This window comes from Halopenitus sp. H-Gu1, assembly GCF_041821145.1.
Taxonomy (GTDB): Archaea; Halobacteriota; Halobacteria; order Halobacteriales; family Haloferacaceae; genus Halopenitus.
Genome location: NZ_JBGUBC010000006.1, coordinates 92,091 through 111,916 on the forward strand (window position 1 = coordinate 92,091; position 19,826 = coordinate 111,916).

A 19,826-nucleotide genomic window follows, 5' to 3' on the forward strand; every position below is an offset into this window, starting at 1 on the left:
CCGACCGATCGGTTTTAACTATCCCTGTGTCTACTCGGATTCATGGGCATCGATACCATTCTGCTCGCAGTCGGCGCGGACAACGACGAACGGATCCGTCGAATCGGTACTGAGACCGCGGATGTCGCCGGCCCCTGTGGGGCTGACGTCGTCTTGGCACACGTCTATACTGAAGAGGAATTTGACCGGAGCCGAGAACGTCTCAACATCGATCCTGACAGCGAGGAGTCGACTCCCGACCACGTTGCAGGTCGTCACGCTTCGATCCGCGATCTCGAAGACCGGATGGAGGAAGACGACATCGCGACTCACGTTCGGGGCATTGTCGGGGATCGTGGGCAATCGATCGTCGAACTCGCCGAGGAGTTCGAGGCGGACCGTGTCATCGTCGGCGGGCGAAAACGGTCCCCGACCGGCAAGGCCGTCTTCGGCAGCCTCGCCCAGGAGGTCATGCTCTCTGCGCCGTGTCCGGTCACGTTCGTCCGCGAGGACCTTCTGGAGTGATCGGCGTCTGAATCCCGGTCGTGCGGGGTTCGCCGGCAATTCACATACGGAAGCGAGGATCACCGCCATTGATGTGCCGCCGGACCTGCCTTCCGGGTGATGTATTACGTGGGCGTTGACCTCGGGGCCACGAACGTCCGTGCGGTCGTCGGTGACGGAACGGCGACGATCCTCGGCACTGGGGAGACGGGAACGCCGCGCGGACCGACCGGGATCGCGGTCACCGAGGCCGTCCTCTCGGTGATCCGTGAGGCGTGTTCGAACGCGGGAGTCGACCCTGGCGACGTCGAGGCGGCCGGGATCGCATCGATCGGACCTCTCGATCTGGCCGCCGGGGCCGTCGAGAACCCGGCGAATCTTCCGAGTTCGATCGACACTATTCCCCTTACCGGTCCGATCTCGGAGTTGTTGGGGACCGATCAGGTTCACCTTCACAACGATACGAACGCGGGCGTCATCGGCGAGCGATTCCACAGCGATCGCAACCCCGACGACATGGCCTACATAACGATCTCGACGGGCATCGGCGCCGGCGTCGCGGTCGACGGAACCGTCCTCTCGGGATGGGACGGCAACGCTGGCGAGGTCGGCCATATGACGATCGATCCCGAGGGAACGATGACCTGTGGATGCGGGCGCGCGGGCCACTGGGAGGCGTACTGTTCGGGGAGTAACGTGCCCGACTACGCGAGAACGCTCCACGAGCAGACCGCCAGCGAGACGGCGCTTCCGGTCGAGGATCCCGACTTTTCGGCAAAGGACGTCTTCGAGTATGCCGGCGAGGACGACTTCGCGGACCTCGTGATCGACCGACTCGCACGCTGGAACGCGATCGGGGTGGCCAACGTCTGTCACGCCTACGCTCCGCTCGTCGTCTCAATCGGTGGTGCGGTCGCACTCAACAATCCCGAACTCGTCGTCGATCCCGTCCGCGAGCAGCTGGCGGACCTCGTGTTCGTCAACGTTCCCGAGCTCCGCCTGACCGAACTCGGTGACGAGGTCGTCGTCAAGGGTGCGCTGGCAAGCGCGCTCACCGGCGGCACCGGCGACCGGTCGCGCGCGTAACCCCGAATCGTTTCGTCCTTCCGACGTTTCCCCGATTCGACCGCAAGGTTCCAGGGGTTCGGGCTCGAAACGGAGGTAATGAGCGAGGAAACGCTTTCCGATCGGATCGAGACGTGGATGGTCGGACAGATGCCGATCATCCAGATGCACGGCGGGACGAGCGTCGTGCGCAAAGCCGATCCCGACACCGGCGAGGTCGTGATCGAACTCGGCGGCACCTGTTCCGGATGCGGTATCTCGAACGTCACGGCCACGAACATCAAACGCGACCTCCTCTTGGAGTTCGAGGCCATAGAGGAGGTCGTCGTTCGCGTCCCCTCGTCGGGTGATTCGGGTGCGTCCACCGTCGAGGGCGGCCGTGGCGGCGATCTCCAGTACGGAAACGAATCTCCCGAACACCTCTGATCATGAGACGGGACAGGCGTCGGACCGTGTATGCGATCTCGCGTTCTCGTGAACGATCATGACGCGACTGCGGGTGATGACGTACAACGTTCGCCTCGCGAACCCGGGCGACGGACACGATCGATGGCTGTTTCGTCGTGACGGCGTGACGTCGCTCGTTCGCTTTCACGCCCCCGACATCGTCGGCTTTCAGGAACCACGTGTCGGACAGCGTGAGGACCTCCGTGAGTCACTGTCCGAATATACGGTTCACGGTCGGGGCCGCCTTGAGGACGGCTCCGGCGAGGGCTGTCCGATCGCGGTTCGCTCCGACCGGTGGCAGGTTCGCGATCACGACACCTTCTGGCTCTCGGAGACGCCGGAGCGTCCCGGACCCGGATGGGACGCCTCCCACCCGCGTATCGTGACGTGGGCCCGAATCGCTCCGACCGACACGGGTGCGCTCTCCGATCTCGATGCGGACGCACTCACCGTCTTCAACACCCACCTCGACCACCGCAGCGCCCGTGCTCGTCGGCGAGGCGCGGCGATGTTGGCCGATCGACTTGCGACGATCGCGGACGGGACTCCCGTCGTCGTGCTTGGCGATCTCAACTGCCGTTCCGACAGCAGGCCCTCCCGGATCCTGCGTGGAAACGCCGATCGCGACTCCGACGTCGGCAAGCCGGCAGTTCCCCTCGTGGACGCCGTCGAATCGGCGCCGCTCCGACACGGCCCGACGACGAGTCTCACCGACTTCCGGTCGCTGATCACCGATCGGCGGATCGACCACGTGCTAGTCTCCACGGAGATCGACGCCGAAGCGGCCGCGACGATCGCCGATCTCGACGATCGCGGTCGGTTCCCATCCGATCACCTTCCCGTGCTTGTGCGCCTGCGACTATGAGTTCGAATCACTTGGCGGCATACCGCGCGAGGACCTCCTCGTAGCCCCGTTCTGCGTTCTCGTAGGTTTCTCGAAGGTCGTCGATCGGCGTCTCGGTGGCGTCGACCCGCAGGTCGTCATAATACGGTGTGACCGGGTCGTGTTCGCACGTCGAGGCGACGATCAATGCCGCGGATCCGACGGACAGGTCCGTCCGGGAATCACCGCCGGCCTCACGCCCTGCCGCGAGCGCATCGATGAGCCGGCTCGCAAGCGGTTCGGAGCTGTGGGCACTCGACTCGTAGGCTCGCAGTGCCCGTTCTATCACTGCTGGTCCGGCAAGGTGGGTTCCCGCAACGGTGACGTTTTCGCCCTCCCGATGTCCGGACCACTCCGGACAGTCACTCCCGGTGAACGCGAACGATCCGTCGGTGCCGACGCCGTGGACCTGGCGTCGATCGCGCGCCTCGTCGGCGCGCAACAGTCCGCCGATCGCGTCGTCGATCAGCAGTCCATCGGCGAGATACTTCATCGCTCGCTCCCCGAGTTCGGCGTCGACGTGCGATTGGACCGCGATCGCCGCGTCCTCCGAGGCGAACGGACAGAGGCGCCCGACGCCGGGAAGCGGCGTCGTGACCGCGACGCCGAATCGGCGGTAGCGCTCGCCTGCTTCGTCGGAAAACGCCTCGCGGACGCAGACGCTGAAGGTCACGTTTCGGCCGTCGGCTCCGTCCGCGTCGCTTCGTTTTCGTTTGCGCCTCCGCAGTCCCTGCGGGATCGGGACCCGTCGGGGTCCGGCGTCGAGATGGAACCGGTCGTGCTCGCGGCGTCGAGCCCGAGCGCGTGCCGGAGGCTCAGCCACACGAGCACCGTCGCCACGACGATGTCGAACCGAACCGGAAGCGAGCGAGCGGCGAGATCCACGACGCCGATCGGACCCCCAAGCACGACGGCGACGCCGTGAAGGTAGGCCGGGACTGCGAGGCCGGCAGCTGCGAGTTCCGGAGTCGCGGTACCCGAACGCAGATCCGCCCACCCGTGATCGAGCATCGGTCCGCCGGCGAAGAACAAGACGATCCCGGAGAGGACCGCGATGTTGAGGTAGAATCCGAATCCGCCGGTCATCCCGAGGCCGGCACGGAGGTGTTCTGCGACCGCGGATCCGAGCAACCACTCGTGGCGTGCGGGGTAGATGACGGTCGCGTAGGAGACGGCGGTCATCAATCCCGCCATGACTCCGGCGGCGACGCGCGCGTCCGCCCAATGTCTCGCCTGTCGGTTCCGGAAGGCCGAATCGCGGCTCTCGACGGGATGTCCGGCCGTCGCCAGCCGTGTTTCCAGCGTATCCGCCGTGACGGTCGATGCGTCGTATCGAATGCCGACCGTGGCGGTTCCGTAGCTCGCGGTGGCAGCGTACACCCCGTCGATCGACTCGAGTGCCTCCTCGATGCGTCCCGGACAGCCGAGACAGTCGATCGATTCGATCTCGAAGACGGTTCGGTCCGCCTCCGGCGGGACCCGCGTGGTCGCCGGGGCGGTCGGCCCGTCTCGACGCTCACCCGCCGGCTCCCGACATCGGTCACATCGGTCACGTTCCCGGCCGTTCGTGTCGGTCATCGTTGTCTTCGTCTCCCGTCCGCATTGAGTCGGGGACGGATCATCAAACCATCGGCTCCGTTCGATCGGGTTCGGGATGAAACGAACCGACGGCGGTGTGATCGATCGGCGTTTCGCCGCTTCCGGAATCGTCGGGCTGTCGTCGATCTCCGGACTGGAGTGTCTCGCGTGTCGTCCATCCCGTCGGCTCCGCTCTCGATGTTGGCAGTACGTTCCTCTCTCGGGAGTTCACCCTGATCGACCGCTCACCCGAACAGCCGTTCGCGGATCGAGCGTGGTGCCGGACGCTCCGCGAGCAGCACCGAGCAGTCGACCTCGTTGACGACCTCGAGATGTAACGAATCGGTCAACAGCCGGGAGAGCAGCCCTCGTTCGGTCGCACCCAGGATCAACAGCGTGTGCTCGGCCGCCTCCCGCTCGATCGCCTCCTCTATGTTCCCGGAGTCGTCGACGCGGAGGTCGGCGTCGGTGATGCCCTGATCGAGTGCCCACTCCTCGAGGAACTGCTCGCCATCCGCCCGTTCTTCGGGTCCATCGACGACGTGGAACAGTGACACGGCCGATCCGACGACCGATCGAAGCATGCCGGCGACCTCGACGCTCAACGCCGAGTTCGGACCGCCCGAGATCGGAATGAGGACTCGCGAGAGGTCGAGTCCGCGATTCTTGACGACGAGGAAATCGCTCGGGAGCCGGCTCGTGAGCTCGGTGAGGGGACGTTCGGCCTGCGCGTCGCTCCACAGTCGGTCGTCGTCCCACCCCATCACCACGAGGTTCGGATCGGTCCGGCGAGCGGCGTTGAACACCTCCTCGAACGAGCGGTTCGTGATCACCATTGATGTCTTCAGGCCGGCGTCGTAGTCCTCGGCGACCTCCCGAAGCGGCTCCATGAGCCGGTCTGACTCCGCCATGATGCGCTCGCGTTGACGCTGGCCCGGATCGCCGGGACGACGTCCTGGCGTCTGTATCACGTGAACCGCATGAACGATCGCCCCTTCCCGTGCGCTTGCGAGCGTGCTGGCCAGCCTGATGAGCTCCGATTCGGTCCGCGGGTTCGCTATCGGCACCATGATGCGGTAGGTTCCCTCGCTCGAGAGCCCCTGTTCGGTGGGATCGAGCATCGGGACGTACGATCGACCCACGAGCCGACCGGAGGTCCACTCGCGAAGCGTGAGACGCCGTTCGATGCCCTCGAAGCGAGCGGACTCGAGGCGGTCCTCACTCGTCTGGAAGTAGTTGACGAGGGTGACGAGCGCCACGCCGCCGAGGGTGTTCCCCAGAAGCACCGGCAGGACGAACCCGGTTATTCCCGGTAGGATCGCCAGTTCGCCGTGTAACATGAGATAAAACGCCTCCGAAAAGGAGACGACCACGTGAAAGAGGCCCCCGATCGGGATCGCGAGGAAGGCAAGGTAGGTGACGACCACCCGGGAGATGGTATCGCGAGCACTGAAGCCGACCCAGACGACGCCGGCGACGATCAGCCCCGCGAAGACGGCCTTCGAGAACAGCGACCACCAGGGCGTCTCGAAGGCCCCGTGGCGGCCGAGTTCGAGCGCCTTCTCGGCGGTGGCAGGGTCGAAGACGCCGCCGTAGGCGAGCACGGCCGTCCCGATCGCGCCGCCGACGAAGTTCCCCGCCAGAACCACGCTCCAGTGGCGAAGCAGGACGGGCAGGCTCGCGAGCCGTTCGAGGGTCAACGCGACGGGCGGTAGCGTGTTCTCCGTATACAGCTGGTAGCCGCCGATGATGATGTAGATGAAACCGAGCGGGTACAACAGCGCGCCGACGATCGGGTGATCGGTCGCCGCCGACGCGGAGGCGTACAACAGGAAGGTGATGCTGATCGCGAACCCCGCGGCGATGCCGCTGAAGAACAACTCTCTCGCGCTCGAGGTGACTTCCTCGTCGGCCGCGGCGACGATCCGCTGGAACACCTCGTCGGCCGAGAACCGATCCCGGACTGCCTCCCCGACGGCTGGTGCCCCCATCCGTGACCGTTCGACCGCGTTCCGGACCGACTCGTCGAGTTCGCTCGGCGCCCGCTCTCTCTCCCCCTCCGCGTCGCCGTCCGGACCGTCGATATCGGCGTGATCGTTGAGGTCGGTATGTTCCGGGTCCGCCATTGTTCATCTCTCCGGGCGAGGTGACTTGAAGGTCACCGTCTCCGGACGAGGTGAGTTGATGGCCACTCCCTCCGGATGAGCGTTTGAAAGGGGCGGCGGGCCGATCCGGGTGATTCGTCATTTCGCACCGCCGATACCTTCTTGGGAGGAAGCGTGTACTTCCGGTATGGTCGGAGACACAACTGATTCCGGCTCGTCGCTATGGATCGAACGGTATGCAAAGCGGACCGGCGTCGCCGACATCGCCGACAGACTCCGGATGCGGCGGTTCGCGGCGCACCTGTTCGTCACGATCGTGTGGGCGATCGACAAAGCCGTCGGGCTCGCCGTCGGAGTCGTGGCGGCGACGCCGTTCGGGATCGCTTCGAACGTTCTCGAGCTCGCCGGGCTGTTGCTCGTCGCCGCGACCGCCACAACGCTGGCGAGGCGGTATCGCGCTCTCGTCGACGAGGTTTCGAGGTACGGAACGGTATCGGACGTGGACGCGGCCGATCTCGACGTCGTCGATCGCGTTCTTCGCCGTCTCGATGCCGCCGTGCTCGCCGGGATCTGGGGATCTCCGGACGAGTGGACGGACCATCCCGCGCCTCCGCGACTCAGGGGCGGCTTGCTCGCCTGCGGACTGTTCTTGCACGCGAGTTACCTCTTCGGGCTCGGAAACGTCGAGCACGTGTTGACATCGATGGGACCGATCTCCGGCGGGCTGGCCTTCTTCGTGATCATCCCGTTCGTCTACTACCCGATCCTTGCGGAGTTCCTCGCGGTCGTGATCAACGTCCACCTCTCGCTTCCGGCTCGGATCCGAACGGATCGCCTCCTCGATTTCGAGGACATTTCCGGATACGGTGGGCTTCGTCCGGTCGGCCACCTGATCGAAACGAGCGGCCATCGGTACGTGCTCGGACTGATCCTCTATACGGCCATCACGATCGTGACCGGGATCCGGACTAACGCGATGAGTGGCAATGCCGAACTCGTCGCGGTCGATACCCTCTATCTCGTCGTCGGAACGCTCGTCGGGGTGCTGGTTTTCTGTTATCCCGTCTTCTCGCTGCATCGGTTCATGGCCAATCAGAAGGACGCCCGCCTCCACGCCATCGCCACCGACGTCGCCGAACTTGAAGGGACCGGCACCACCTTCCCGGAGGTCCGCCCGCAATCGCCGGACGTGGCCACCGAGTACATGAACCATTTCATGAATCTGAACGTCGTCAAGGAGATGCACGAGTATCCGGTCTCGATGCAGCGGGTGACGAGCATCGTGGTCGGCCTTCTCATTCCCTATCTACTCGAGTACGGTCTCGGTGAACTGCTCGCGAACTTGTGATCATCCTGCTGTCACCACCCTCGGTTCCGTTCTCCGTGTCTCCGTCCTCGTTTCCGTTCGCCGCCCCTGCCGCCGGCGCGGTTTCCCCCGTGTTCGCCGCGTCCCGCCACCCTATTTACCCCCCAGCGTCGATCCCGTGGCATGGAGTCCCAGACGGTCGTCGGTGGCGAGGGAACGGAGCTACACGTCGACGTGGCCGGTCCGGCGGCTGCCCCGCCGGCGGTCCTCGTTCATGGCTACTCCCAGTCCCGACTCTCCTGGCACGAGCAGTTTCGAAGCGATCTCACGGACGACTTTCGACTTATCGCGCCCGACCTACGCGGACACGGTGCCTCCGAAAAGCCCGCGGGCAGCGATCGCTACCGGGATCCACAGCTGTGGGCCGCCGATCTCCGGGCGGTCATCGACGACCTCGCTCGTGGGGATCCGGTGCTCGTTGGCTGGTCTTACGGCGGGCTCGTGGTTTCCGATTACCTCGCCGTGGAGGGGACTGACGACGTGGCTGGGGTGAACCTCGTCGGCGCCATCACGGAGAAGGGAACCGACGCGGCGGCGACGGTTGCCGGAGAAGCGTTCGTCGCGATGCTCGACGACCTCGAAACGCGCGACGCCGATGCGAGCGTTGAGGCCTTACTCGAGTTCCTCGACATCTGTACCGCCGACCCCTTGTCGCCTCGGGAGCGTCACCTCATGCTCGGGTTCAACGCCCGCTGTCCGCCGCGGGTTCGGGAGGCGCTTCAGGCCCGCAGCGGCGCCCACGAGGACACCCTTCGCGCGCTCGATGTCCCCGCTCTGTTCACCCACGGCTCGGCGGACCGGGTGGTGTTACCCGCCGCCGCGAGACGACACGCCGACCTGGTGGATGACTCCGACGTCTCACTCTACGAGGGGATCGGACACTCGCCGTTTTGGGAGGCACCGGAGCGATTCAACCGGGAGTTGCGCGAGTTCACGAGACGCGTCGTGACGGACTGATCGTCCGATATCGGGGCTTCCGATCGACGTCGCTCAATCGTGCGGGTGGAGCTGACTGATCGCCTCGTGGACCGCCTCGGTTCGGCCGAGGACGGTGAGGTGATCGTGGTACTCGATTTTGAGGTCGGACTCGGGGACGGTGTTCTCCTCGTTCCTCGTGACGAGTGCGACCATACATCCTTCCGGAAGGTCGTCGTTGATGTCGCCGACCGTCCGGCCAGCAAGCGTTTCGTCCGTCACTTCGATCTCCTGAACGTCACCACTTTTGCCGAGCTCGGTCATCCACCTCGACAGCGCCGGCCGCTCGATGAGGTTGTCGATCGCCCACGCCGTGGACGACGATTCCGAGACCGTCCTGACGCCGAGTTCGTTGAACGCATCGACGTTTTCGGGCTCGTTGACGCGGGCGATCACGTCTTCGACGTCGAACTTCGAGTTCGCAAGCTGGGAGACGAGCAGATTGGTGTCGTCGTCACCCGTCACTGCAGCGACGATCTTCGCGCGTTCCGCCCCGGCTTGACGGAGCACTTCGATGTCGGTCCCGTCGGCTTCTCGAGCGGTGAATCCGTCGTTACGGAGCGTCTCCGCGGCGGATTCCTTTTTCTCGATGATAACGACGTTTTCTCCCCGCTCTTCGAGACGTTCGCCGAGTTCCTGTCCGACTCGTCCGCCGCCGATTATGAGTACACGCATCGGAATGACCTGTAGTGTTTCAGCTATCTTTCTCGCGAATCCACCCTCGAAGACGACCGTCACGAAGATCACGAGGAACACCGTGCCGGCGAGGATGCTTGCACCCTCCGGGTTTGACGGTGGCGCCGGTTGTTGCAATTGGATCGCGAACAGCGTCGCCACGCTTGCAGGGATGATACCACGAGGCCCCACGAAACTCATGAACAGTTTCTCTTCTCGAGTGAACCGTTCGCCGAGCGTCGAGATGAACACGAGCGCCGGCCGGAGGACGAGTGTCACGACGGCGACGACGAGCAGTCCGGGCCAGCCGAGCGACAGCAAGGTGTCGAACTCGATCAGCGTCGCCAGCGCGATGAAGACGAACGAGAGTACGACGATCGTGATGTCGCCTTTGAACTCCTCGATCGTCTTCTCGAACGGGAGTTGTGCGTTCCCAAGCAGGACGCCCGCGGCCGCGACCGCGGCAACTCCCGATTCGGAAGCGATCGTCTCCCCGAGACTGAACGCAAGGATCGCGCCGGCGAGCGTCATGATTCGGGCGTTCTGTGGCGTCCAGCCCGCCGGGAGGTCAACTTTGACGAGCAGGAACCACAGCACTGCCGCGACGACGAGTCCGATGAATATGCCGACGCTCAACCGTTCGATAAAATCGACGAAATACGCGGTCGGGTGCGCCTCCTGTGAGGCGAGCAGTTTGAAGATAACGACCGCGAAGATCGCTGCCGTCACGTCGTTGACGATCCCCTCCGTTTCCAATGCCGCACTCACTCGATCACGAACCGGCACCACGGAGATGATCGGCGTGATCACCGTCGGTCCCGTTGCGATGAGCAGCGCCCCGACGAGGGCCGCGATCCCCCATTCGGCTCCAAGGAACCACCGCACAGCAAGCGTCGTCCCGACGAACGAGATCGCTGCCCCGACCGTCACAAGTCGGAGTGCCGCGGACGGGGCCTCACGTAGCTTCTCGATCTTGAGGTGAAACGCTCCCTCGAAGACGATGATCGCGACGCTGATACCCACGATGATCGACAGCGACGACCCGAAGACGTCCGCCGTAACGATTCCCAGCCCTTCCGGGCCGATGGCCACACCCACAAGGATCAAAAAGAGAACGCTTGGGACACGAAATCTATCGGCGAGGACCTGAGAGGCGACGCCGAGCGCGAGAATCACTGCAACGAGGATCAATACGTTGGACTCGCCCGAGGCTGCAAGTGGGATCATGCTCACGCCTCATACAAAACGGCACAGTTCTCAGTCGAGTCCATTCAACCGGAACACACGCCCGCAGGCATATAACGCTCCATGTTTCGTCGCCGTAATAGGGGTGGCCGCGACGCGACGTCGGTGACTGTCGATCGATCCCGACAGTGACTGTGGGGATGTCGAACAATATCGGGATATCGCCTTCCGGATCGTGCACCTCGACGAGACGGTCCCGCTCGCTACACTCGCGAGAACGGCGACGACGTAACAAGTGGAATGCCTGTGACGGCCCCGTTCACGATCCACAAGTAGAGGTCTCTCACAATCAATCGAATGACCGAATTTTTGTTGGACCCCCCGCGACACCGACGGCGATAACGGAGCGCCCGGTGTTTCCGTTTTGGAAACTTCTCCGTCGCTGTGTGGGGTGTGCGTCTGATGAACGTAATAATAAATTTATCTGATATGTGTACCGAATACTATATCGTACTGGTTTTGATGATTCACATATGGTCTTAGGCACCGTTGTGTCGTTCCTCGTCGCGCTCCTGGTCGGTGGACTGGCAATTTATATCAGTGGCCGCGTCATCGTGGACGTCGACGACTACTCGTACGCGGTCGTTACAGCAGTAATCGGCGCTATCGCCTGGGCAATCGGATCGTTGATACCGCTCATCGGATCCGTGGTCGCCCTGGTCGCCTGGATCTGGGTCATCAAGTGGCGGTATCCCGGTGGTTGGACGGACGCGGCGATTATGGGTTTGGTCGCGTGGCTGGCCGCACTGATCATCATCATCATACTGAATAGCATCCTCGGTCTCGGTATCATCGCATTCGGCGTGCCTGGCGCCTGAGGCCGGATCGACGAATCAGACCCTGCCGAAACGTCTCGATATCACCGTGGAGGCCTCCCTGTGCACGGAACACGAGCGGGGACCGGTTCCCGTGTCGATCCTGACTCAAATCCGGTCCCGCGTCTCTTCGCTGAATACCTTCCTGAAGCGTGGTCTAGATAACTGTTCGAAGTGACCGGCGCTAGTACTCCGGAGGCGCGTACACGTTGATCGTCGTCAGTGGTTCCTCACCGTCGTTGTGAATCTCGTGAGCTTCGCCGGGTTCGATTAACAGAAGATCACCCGCTTCGATTTGATACGTTTCGCCGCCGACCGTAGCGACACCGCTGCCGGCTTGGACGAACAGCCACTGATCCGAGTTTCGATGGCGGTTTTCCGGGCCACCGGTCGACTGTCCTGGTGACAGTACCATCGTCGCCGCCTGCGATCGGTCGGTGCTTGCGACGACATCGAAGAAGCCTCGATGGGCTTCGGTGTCAATAATATTCATGTCCGAATACCGTATGCTCGCACGTTCCCAAACCCTGTTTCGGAATCGTCTCCATGTACGAGGCCACCGTTGTTCGCTACTTAAACCCCTCTCCCGAGTAACGATCGGATCGAATTCTGCAAGCGGTGTCGAACCCCCACTGGCAGAATTGGCGTGAGCCACTCGTTCGAGACTGGATGGCTCTTGACCCCTCACCGGTACTCACACCGACCGTCTCGTCCGAGTATTGCTGTGTGCCGAGTGGCTCTCATTGGTACTGTGGTACGTTCGGACGAGGGTAGAACGCCTGCTCGAACGTGTGCGCCCAACAGCCACTCTTCTGATAACTCGCACCTCCCACAGAGAGACGGCATCTGGTCTCTATCACGGGATCAAGTTGCCCTCGACCCTATCAAATATTGCAGAACGCAACACGCTGTCGGGTGTGTCCAGTCACCGGTTGAAATCGTACACGGTGAACCGGACTCGCAGGACAGCGTCACCTCTCTCGGTCATCGTTCGACCGGTAACAGGATGCCGCCTCCCCGATTTGAACGGGGGACAGCGTCTCTCTGTCCGTCTCGTTGCTCCCCACGTACTGTGCTACGGTGGCGCGCACTTCGACCCTGAACCGATTGGGCGCTTCGGTGATTGAAATGCAACAGGAACTCGAACCTATCACGCCGGAGCGCGCAAAGGAAATGTACCTTGACGCCCGGAAACACGAAGTGTCAGAGAGTACTCTCGGCGGGTACCATTACCGTCTCAAACACTTCATTCGCTGGTGCGGCGAGAAGGGTATCGACAATATGAATGACTTGACCGGTCGGAATCTTCAAGAGTTCCGAACGTGGCGACGAGACGACGGCGACCTGAAGCCGGTCACGCTCGAAGGGAATCTTGACGCTCTACGGGTGTTCATCCGTTGGTGTGAGTCGTACAACGCTGTCCCCGAGGGACTACACGACAAAATCATTATGCCGACGCTCTCGAAGGAAGACGAACAGAGCGAGAGTATCCTGACGGTTGAAGAAGCCGAATCCATATTGGAATATCTACGGCGGTTCGAGTACGCTTCACGGGGCCACGTTATCCTCGAACTGCTGTGGCATACTGGAATGCGTCTCGGAGCGCTTCAGGCTCTTGACCGTGAAGACTACGACGACGAGAAAGAGGTGCTAACCGTCTACCATCGACCCAAGAAAGGTACGCCTCTGAAGAATGGTGACGAGGGCGAGCGTCACGTCGTTCTCGGTGGTGACGTGTGTAGTGTCCTTGACGCCTACATCAAACACAATCGCCACGACGTGACGGACGAGGAAGGGCGCGAGCCACTACTCACGACCAGACAGGGACGTATGGTCGGTTCGTCAATTCGGGACGCCGTCTACGAGATAACGCGACCGTGCTACTACGCGGGGGACTGTCCGAAAGGACGTGATATGGAAGAGTGTGATGGTACGCACTACGACGGATATAGCAAGTGCCCACTGAATGTCTCTCCCCACGCCATTCGGCGAGGGAGTATCACTCACCACCTATCGGTGGACGTACCCGAGAAGGTCGTTAGCGATCGTATGAACGTTGGTCAGGACGTATTGGACAAGCACTACGACAAGAGAAGTGAGGCACAACGAGCCGAACAGCGGCGTGGGTACTTGGAAGAGGTGTAAAACCAGCCGCCGAAAGGGATTCCCCTTCGCACTCTCACAATGCAAGCATGAGCGACGAGAACCCGGACGTGAAAATCCCCGAAAGTCCCGACGACGCCGTGTCTCTGGTTGAAGAGGATACGGACGAGGAAGAGACTATGAGCAAACAAAAGGCCAATCTAATCCGGGCGCAAAAACGACTCATAGACGGTTCCGACTCCGAGTAGACCACCGCCAATCTCCCACCGATATAAGACGGCTGTCAGTTTTTCATAGGAAGCCCCACTTGTTAAATACGATTAAAAACTTAATAAGAGTGTGGCGTATCTTCTTTCTCTATGAAACGGAGTTATTCTCGTCCCCAAGCGACCATCTGTCAGCGTACAAAGGTTCCCCTTACCTGACCCCGAGAGACGGACATTCAGAGGGAGAGCCTCGGTACTCTGAACAAATCGCCGCCTCTCGAACCCCCGACCCCCACCGGACGGCCCGTGGGGATACCCCCAGTCCAGACCCCCACTGGCCCGCCCCAACGACCGTCCCAGTCTCTCCCACCCCCTACCCCCCTGACCCTCGGTATCCACAGGGTGCTGACGACGCTCACTCGCCTGTGCGACAAGTACGTCAGTAGGGGTACTGTGACTGGCCCCCGGCTACTGGTGTGTGGAACTGGGGCCTGCTTCGAGAGCGACTTTCAGTTAATTGGGCTGATATTTGATAGGATATTCCCTGTTTCGGGGGTCATTCCGAGATCGGGAATAACCAGAAAGAGTGCCAAACCAATTTCGGGGGTTCGTGTTTCAAATTTCATTCCCCGATTGGGAATGGTCGGAGTATGACGACGAAATTTCAACCTCAATGTCTCTTACCGTACTATACTACTGTAAGAGGGATTGAGGTTGAATTAGGATACCCACGAATATTCGTCTGGCTTACGACCCTTGGTGGCGTGCTTGGCGACCCATTCCTGTTCGATAAGCGAGTTTCTCGCTCGTCGTGCGGTATTTTCCGAAACGTCTGCTTGGGTCTGAATGTCGTTCATCGTCACCCGATTACCGCCTTTGTCCCGAATATACCGGGCGACCGCTCTTCGACCCCTTGCGTTTGCGGAGAGGATATTCATCGGGGAAGCGTGGGTGGCGAGTCGATTGTTTTGTAGCCATTCAGGGACAGCGGTCGTGTTCAAGACTACCGTAGCATTTCGACAGTCGAAGCGAGTCGCCCACTTCCCCACGCGAGACTCACAGAATTGGCGTCGAATCTCGTCACCAGTTTCCCCGAACGACTGGTTTTGATTCGGGTTCCGAACCGATTTCCCCGCGAGCGCACCCCACAGTTGGAACTCTTCGTTTCGGGGACGTGGTGACCCATTGAGAATGATAAGCGGGGATTTGCCGGTAATAACCGAACCACCACGACGATACTGAATCCCGTTCTTGGCGTCGGCATTGAGCAATGCGGGCTGTTTCGATCGGTAGCGTCCGAGCGCGTTCTTCGTACTGACGACGATAGGTGGCTTTCCGAACTCGGCGGTCGCCCACACAGCGATACTCGCGTCTCGTCCCGGTGTCACGTTGTTACCCTCATACGGTTTCCGACTCGTCGCGGTCTGAACTACCTCGACGCTCATAGCGCTCCGAAGGAACTCGGCGGTCTCGTCGTCAGAGTACACGCGCTGGTGGTCGAAATTTGTCCCATAGTAGAGTCGCCACATCCACAGCGTCGGGGCTACGCCGAACGCGACGACGCTCTTGGCCTTGGTGAAATCCGGTGCGTCGAGCACGTAGATTGTATCCTCTTTGAGTGTCTCACCGGGCTGTCGGACTACGCGCGTTCGGTGGTAATCGACCCCACCAATGTCAAAAGGGTCGCCGCCTACCGGTGGACGATTCTTCGGATAGTGTTTGTTCACTATGTCCCTTTCATACTTGAACGAAGTTTCCCACCCATTGTCGAGTTCCTCGGCGTGTAGCAACCCAAAGACGGCTTGTGGCGCTAAATGGTGGCCGTCTTTGTCGATAGCATAGCCGAACTCTTCGTCGTCCGTGGACGGGTCAATCGTCCCGTCTTCGTAGTCCAATATGGACGGCACACGGCCGGAATCTCGATTTTGAATGAAATCGCAGTAGCCAGTGAATTGGGTATTCCTGTCGAGGTAGGCGTCAAGCGCCCTCGATGGATTTTCAATTTTGGTTACATACGCGTCTCCGCGAAGAGAGCAAGTGAAGACAACGCGGTCTTCGAGAACACTGTCCATATAGGCGTGCCGTGGATTTGCAAGAACGACTTGTTCAGTAAACTCCGGTCGCTTCCAAGTGGTGAATGGGCAGTTGGGACAGCATGGTAAGTCTCGAGTCTTGTGGAGTAGACCGAGAGGAATCTGCTTCGTGGCGCTCTTCAATTTCTCCTTGACCGTATCATTATGTTTTCCCGCGTAAGTGGGGCACTTCTGATATTGTGAACTAATCTCTCGCGTCGAAAGGTTGAGTGTACGACAACGCCGCTTCATGCGATTTAATTGGGAATCTGTGGGGGCGACGAAGACAATTTGAAGGTCGTGAGCGGCGACGAGTCCGGGAATGAGTTCCTCTGGATGAACAGTCGGCGGGGCCTGTACAAGACAATCTTCGCCGTCCTGTGGGCCTTGTAGAAGGAGTTGCTTTGTTTTGGCGACAGCATGATTGCGACTGATTGGACTGTTCGATAGGCTCTTGCCGCTTGGATTCGTAGTAGACATGTCTGGTGTTACCCACGACACCCGGCGTCACCGACAAAGGGAATCCTTGGTCAGTTTCCCTTTCAATTCATCCTTGGAGATCTCCCCGATAGCGGTGTGTTCGGCTGTCGATATAGATGATATGCTATCCGCCCGTAAATGGCTTTTGTGGGCCTTCTATCCCCCATTCTGGAACGATTGGTGATAGGAATACTGTGAGCGAAATGGCGACCAAACAATCGCTGATAGGGCTACTGTCAGAACGAACGGCCAACCGCGTTAGAACATGCGTAGGTACGCTTCCACCTTGCGGTCGTCGTCATTAGTCAAGTAGTGACAGCCGGAGTCCTGAAATTCCTTCTCGCCCCTTGAAATATACAGGATCACCAGTGAGCAATCAAATAGATACGAGTGAGTAGGTGATTCTGTGCTTCGGTCGGTGTAGAGACAGCAATAATAAGCCCCGGCACTGTATTGTTCTGAATATGCCTCGTTCCGTATCGCTTCGCCAGGCAACTCGTCAAGATATAGACCGTATCTATCAGTGGAGAAATGACCCCGAGATCTACCGCTGGTTCCGAAATCAGGACGAAGAATTAGATTGGCACGACCATGTAGAATGGTTTCAAAACCGACCTGAAGACCGAGAAGATTTGATAATTGAGTATATGGGCGGGCCAGTTGGTGTTGTCGCTCTTGCGGCTGATGGGGACGTTGGAATTTATATTGGAGAAAAACGGCTCTGGGGAAAGGGAATTGCTTCGGAAGCCTTGGAGAAGGCTATTGAGGACAAACGAGAGGAACTTTCAGCAGAAATTCATGTAGACAATACCGGCTCGCAAAAATTGTTTGAGAAGCATGGATTTGAAAGAATAGGCCAGGAAGGAGAATGGATTCAGTATCGGAGAACTTGGAGCAGGTGGGATATGGAAAACGAACACGGATTTATGCAAGGAGACGGCTCACTTCACGTAGAAGATAGGTAACACACCAGATAGCGCGCCAAGTGGATTGTATCTTTTTAATCTCCCAGCCTTCGTCCACAGGGAACTACTTGTTTAATCGCTCACGGCCTTCTCCCCGGTGACAGAGGCTTCAATTTCACTAATTAGGCGACGAGCCTGCTCTGGGCCAAGTCCATGAATCCGAGCGGCCTCAACAATATCTTCTCCCAGACCTTCTGGGCAACCAGCACAGTGCAGACCATACGTCGATAGAATGTCACCCACATCATTCCGCTCTACAAGGTCAGCCATAGTGGTTCCTTCAAGTTTAGTTTCAATATCGTAGTCTTCCGCTATACGCATAACATCTTCACGTGCTTCCCAAGGTGCGTGGAGTAGACGCCAAAACCCGAGATTATATTCATCTGGTTGGCGGTCAAACTCACACCAGTAGCCAATATGAATATCGTCCCATGATCGGTCGTTCCGGACGACAAACTGTACAAGGCTTCCGGGACAGGACATACTGACATGGTGGCTTGCGTCAAGTTCTCCGACTGGAATCAGTTTCTCGGTCGGTTTATATTCTATTTCTCCCTCTTGAATCCGGATGAGAGCGTTGAGGGTTTGTTCACCAGTCAGTGAGAGTGTGAGGGCAAAATCGCCAATCTTGGCGGCTAAATCAGACTCTCCCAAACTTTCGAAATAAGTGGCCAATTCTTCATGAGTCATGTCGAATGGCTCATTTACAACGGGAGTCTGTGATTCGTAGGTGTCCTGTAGGTATCGTTCCCTGAATTCTTTATCAAAGAATTGTTCTCGGTTTGCCCGATGGTCAATATTTTTATCGTTTCCACACCATGTTTCGCCCGGTAGAAGGTCTAAAACGGTCACATCGCGTTCAGAGAGCCGTTCAGTTACATCGGACGGGCGATTCTTTTCTATCAGTTCTCGATACGGTTTGTGTTCGGGTTGTGCAAGTTCGAAGAATTTCGCAAAGGGCAACAAATAATCTGCGTTAAACATCTCTACCAACTGTTCACATTTCTGTAGTTGACCCTCGTTCCGCTCCTTAATCATCTGGCGCTTTTGTTCTTTAGTAAGGTGCTTCCAAGTGATTGGATAGCCTGAAGCCCCAAATGAAAATCCAGTCGCCACCAAGTCTGCTTGTGGAATTGCTTCGTTCACATCCCAGTTAACCCCCGCATCATTCACATTGACGATCTTGAAACCGCCACAATTTATTGCCAAAATACTGTCATTGAATGTCGAACTTGACTCAAAACAGACTGCTTCAATACCTTCCGCGAGTTGATAGGGTTCATGAGTCGGAAGACTATGCACGTTCTCAAAGCCTAACTCTCGGAGACGATTTGAGAGCCGCCGATAGTTGAGTTCGGGCACATAAATTGGAGTTTCATCTGGGAATCGCTCAAGAGTTCGGGGGTTGAGGTGGTCTGGGTGTTCATGTGTAATCCAAATAGCATCCGTACTTGTTGCTACTGAATCCACATCACAGGTCGGCGGGGGATACTGTGTCCAAGCATCGAGAAATGCTGGCCCTTCAAGCCACGGATCAGTCAGAATTTTGAATCCGTCGTATTCAATTGATAGGGTAGCATGAGACAGGAGAGAAATATTTGGACGGGCAGTGTTTTCATTTGAAACGCTAAATTCAATAACGTTGTCAGTTTGCGGAATGTCAGCGTAAAGTTCCCCGTCGCGTTGCGTCAAATTGTACGCTGTCAAGGACTCTGTTTCAACTGTCGTTGAATCCCCGGTTTCCACATCAAACTCCCAGTTGTGCTGTGGACAGCGAAGACAATCATCATTTACAACTTCAACTGTCCCACCCAAATGTGGACACTCTGACGAGAATATGACAGGCTGGCTTTCTTCATTTTTGCTTATAATATACCACTCCCCATCAACCTCGACTGACTGTGGTAATGTTTCCAAAAGTGAGGCTGGCCCGACGTGAACGCTCATTGTACGATTTCAACGCGTAAGACCACATTAGTCTTACTGGTACAATAGCACACTCGGCCAGATTCGACAGACAGGTGATATATATCGAGTGTACAAGGCTGACTCCGGTCAACGGTCTTCACACCGACTCGCCGCCGCCCACGACCGCGAGACGGCTCCGAGAGGATAGTATGTTAACATAGAGGTGACACAGCCTCGCTCTCGAAGCCGCTCAAAGCGTTAGAGAGTATCCCACAGAAGGTGGCCCAATCCTCTCGGTTAGGTAACGAGCGCTTGCACGCGGGCGTCACGGGTCTCTCGCGCTTGTTGCGGTGAACGCATTACCTCAATGTCCGAAATCAGCATGCTGGGGGTATCATACTCCCTAATTCTTCTCGAAATAGGGGAAGGACTGAAAGGGCTACGGCCCCTACAAT

At 59.1% G+C, this 19,826-nt stretch carries 17 protein-coding genes; 10 read left to right on the top strand and 7 right to left on the bottom strand.

What is annotated here, in order from left to right; translation table 11 throughout:
• The first annotated feature begins 42 nt into the window (after nucleotides 1-42).
• The 4 genes from ACERIT_RS06470 to ACERIT_RS06485 all read left to right on the top strand — a co-directional run bounded on the left by ACERIT_RS06470 (nucleotide 43) and on the right by ACERIT_RS06485 (nucleotide 2,860).
• Complete coding sequence (locus tag ACERIT_RS06470; RefSeq protein WP_373674023.1) at nucleotides 43-504, top strand: universal stress protein; 462 nt, start codon at nucleotides 43-45, stop codon at nucleotides 502-504.
• A 99-nt stretch (nucleotides 505-603) separates the two neighbouring features.
• On the top strand, nucleotides 604-1,569 hold the full coding sequence (locus ACERIT_RS06475; protein WP_373674024.1) for an ROK family protein: 966 nt from the start codon (nucleotides 604-606) through the stop codon (nucleotides 1,567-1,569).
• 78 nt (nucleotides 1,570-1,647) lie between these two features.
• Nucleotides 1,648-1,974 carry a NifU family protein gene (locus ACERIT_RS06480; protein WP_373674025.1) on the top strand — a complete coding sequence of 109 codons (327 nt, stop codon included), beginning with the start codon at nucleotides 1,648-1,650 and terminating at the stop codon, nucleotides 1,972-1,974.
• A gap of 58 nt (nucleotides 1,975-2,032) precedes the next feature.
• Nucleotides 2,033-2,860, top strand: coding sequence for an endonuclease/exonuclease/phosphatase family protein (locus ACERIT_RS06485; protein ID WP_373674026.1), 828 nt, complete (start codon nucleotides 2,033-2,035; stop codon nucleotides 2,858-2,860).
• Between the two features lie 7 nt (nucleotides 2,861-2,867).
• Here ACERIT_RS06485 and ACERIT_RS06490 read toward each other — a convergent pair whose 3' ends face one another.
• The 3 genes from ACERIT_RS06490 to ACERIT_RS06500 form a co-directional block, all read right to left on the bottom strand.
• Nucleotides 2,868-3,551, bottom strand: a complete 684-nt coding sequence (locus tag ACERIT_RS06490) for a DUF1028 domain-containing protein (RefSeq protein ID WP_373674027.1) — start codon at nucleotides 3,549-3,551, stop codon at nucleotides 2,868-2,870.
• Nucleotides 3,548-4,456, bottom strand: a complete 909-nt coding sequence (locus tag ACERIT_RS06495; protein ID WP_373674028.1) for a cation transporter — start codon at nucleotides 4,454-4,456, stop codon at nucleotides 3,548-3,550. Before ACERIT_RS06495 ends, ACERIT_RS06490 begins: the two co-directional genes overlap by 4 nt.
• Nucleotides 4,457-4,701: 245 nt before the next feature.
• Nucleotides 4,702-6,582 (bottom strand): formate/nitrite transporter family protein, encoded by a 1,881-nt coding sequence (locus ACERIT_RS06500; protein ID WP_373674029.1) that lies wholly within the window; start codon nucleotides 6,580-6,582, stop codon nucleotides 4,702-4,704.
• A 166-nt stretch (nucleotides 6,583-6,748) separates the two neighbouring features.
• On the opposite strand from ACERIT_RS06500, the gene ACERIT_RS06505 reads away from it, so the two are divergent.
• Both ACERIT_RS06505 and ACERIT_RS06510 read left to right on the top strand, forming a co-directional pair.
• Nucleotides 6,749-7,909 (top strand): hypothetical protein, encoded by a 1,161-nt coding sequence (locus tag ACERIT_RS06505; RefSeq protein ID WP_373674030.1) that lies wholly within the window; start codon nucleotides 6,749-6,751, stop codon nucleotides 7,907-7,909.
• A gap of 141 nt (nucleotides 7,910-8,050) precedes the next feature.
• Nucleotides 8,051-8,884, top strand: coding sequence for an alpha/beta fold hydrolase (locus ACERIT_RS06510; RefSeq protein ID WP_373674031.1), 834 nt, complete (start codon nucleotides 8,051-8,053; stop codon nucleotides 8,882-8,884).
• 33 nt (nucleotides 8,885-8,917) lie between these two features.
• Here the strand turns inward: ACERIT_RS06510 and ACERIT_RS06515 are convergent, their stop codons facing one another.
• On the bottom strand, nucleotides 8,918-10,804 hold the full coding sequence (locus tag ACERIT_RS06515; RefSeq protein WP_373674032.1) for a cation:proton antiporter: 1,887 nt from the start codon (nucleotides 10,802-10,804) through the stop codon (nucleotides 8,918-8,920).
• Between the two features lie 491 nt (nucleotides 10,805-11,295).
• On the opposite strand from ACERIT_RS06515, the gene ACERIT_RS06520 reads away from it, so the two are divergent.
• Nucleotides 11,296-11,640 carry a hypothetical protein gene (locus ACERIT_RS06520; protein ID WP_373674033.1) on the top strand — a complete coding sequence of 115 codons (345 nt, stop codon included), beginning with the start codon at nucleotides 11,296-11,298 and terminating at the stop codon, nucleotides 11,638-11,640.
• A gap of 181 nt (nucleotides 11,641-11,821) precedes the next feature.
• On the opposite strand, the gene ACERIT_RS06525 is transcribed toward ACERIT_RS06520, so the two are convergent.
• The gene (locus tag ACERIT_RS06525) at nucleotides 11,822-12,130 is read right to left on the bottom strand and encodes a cupin domain-containing protein (RefSeq protein WP_373674034.1); all 309 of its coding nucleotides are present in this window, start codon (nucleotides 12,128-12,130) and stop codon (nucleotides 11,822-11,824) included.
• Nucleotides 12,131-12,765: 635 nt separating this feature from the next.
• Between ACERIT_RS06525 and ACERIT_RS06530 the strand changes: the two genes are divergently transcribed.
• The gene (locus ACERIT_RS06530) at nucleotides 12,766-13,782 is read left to right on the top strand and encodes a tyrosine-type recombinase/integrase (protein WP_373674035.1); all 1,017 of its coding nucleotides are present in this window, start codon (nucleotides 12,766-12,768) and stop codon (nucleotides 13,780-13,782) included.
• A gap of 47 nt (nucleotides 13,783-13,829) precedes the next feature.
• The gene (locus ACERIT_RS06535; RefSeq protein ID WP_373674036.1) at nucleotides 13,830-13,988 is read left to right on the top strand and encodes a hypothetical protein; all 159 of its coding nucleotides are present in this window, start codon (nucleotides 13,830-13,832) and stop codon (nucleotides 13,986-13,988) included.
• Between the two features lie 677 nt (nucleotides 13,989-14,665).
• Here ACERIT_RS06535 and ACERIT_RS06540 read toward each other — a convergent pair.
• Entirely contained in the window at nucleotides 14,666-16,162 is a 1,497-nt protein-coding gene (locus tag ACERIT_RS06540; RefSeq protein ID WP_373674037.1) for a hypothetical protein, read from the bottom strand.
• Nucleotides 16,163-16,962: 800 nt separating this feature from the next.
• Between ACERIT_RS06540 and ACERIT_RS06545 the strand changes: the two genes are divergently transcribed.
• Complete coding sequence (locus ACERIT_RS06545) at nucleotides 16,963-17,463, top strand: GNAT family N-acetyltransferase (protein WP_373674038.1); 501 nt, start codon at nucleotides 16,963-16,965, stop codon at nucleotides 17,461-17,463.
• 72 nt (nucleotides 17,464-17,535) lie between these two features.
• Here the strand turns inward: ACERIT_RS06545 and ACERIT_RS06550 are convergent, their stop codons facing one another.
• Nucleotides 17,536-19,410: a Rieske 2Fe-2S domain-containing protein gene (locus tag ACERIT_RS06550; RefSeq protein ID WP_373674040.1), complete on the bottom strand. Its 1,875-nt coding sequence runs from the start codon at nucleotides 19,408-19,410 to the stop codon at nucleotides 17,536-17,538.
• Nucleotides 19,411-19,826: the final 416 nt, after the last annotated feature.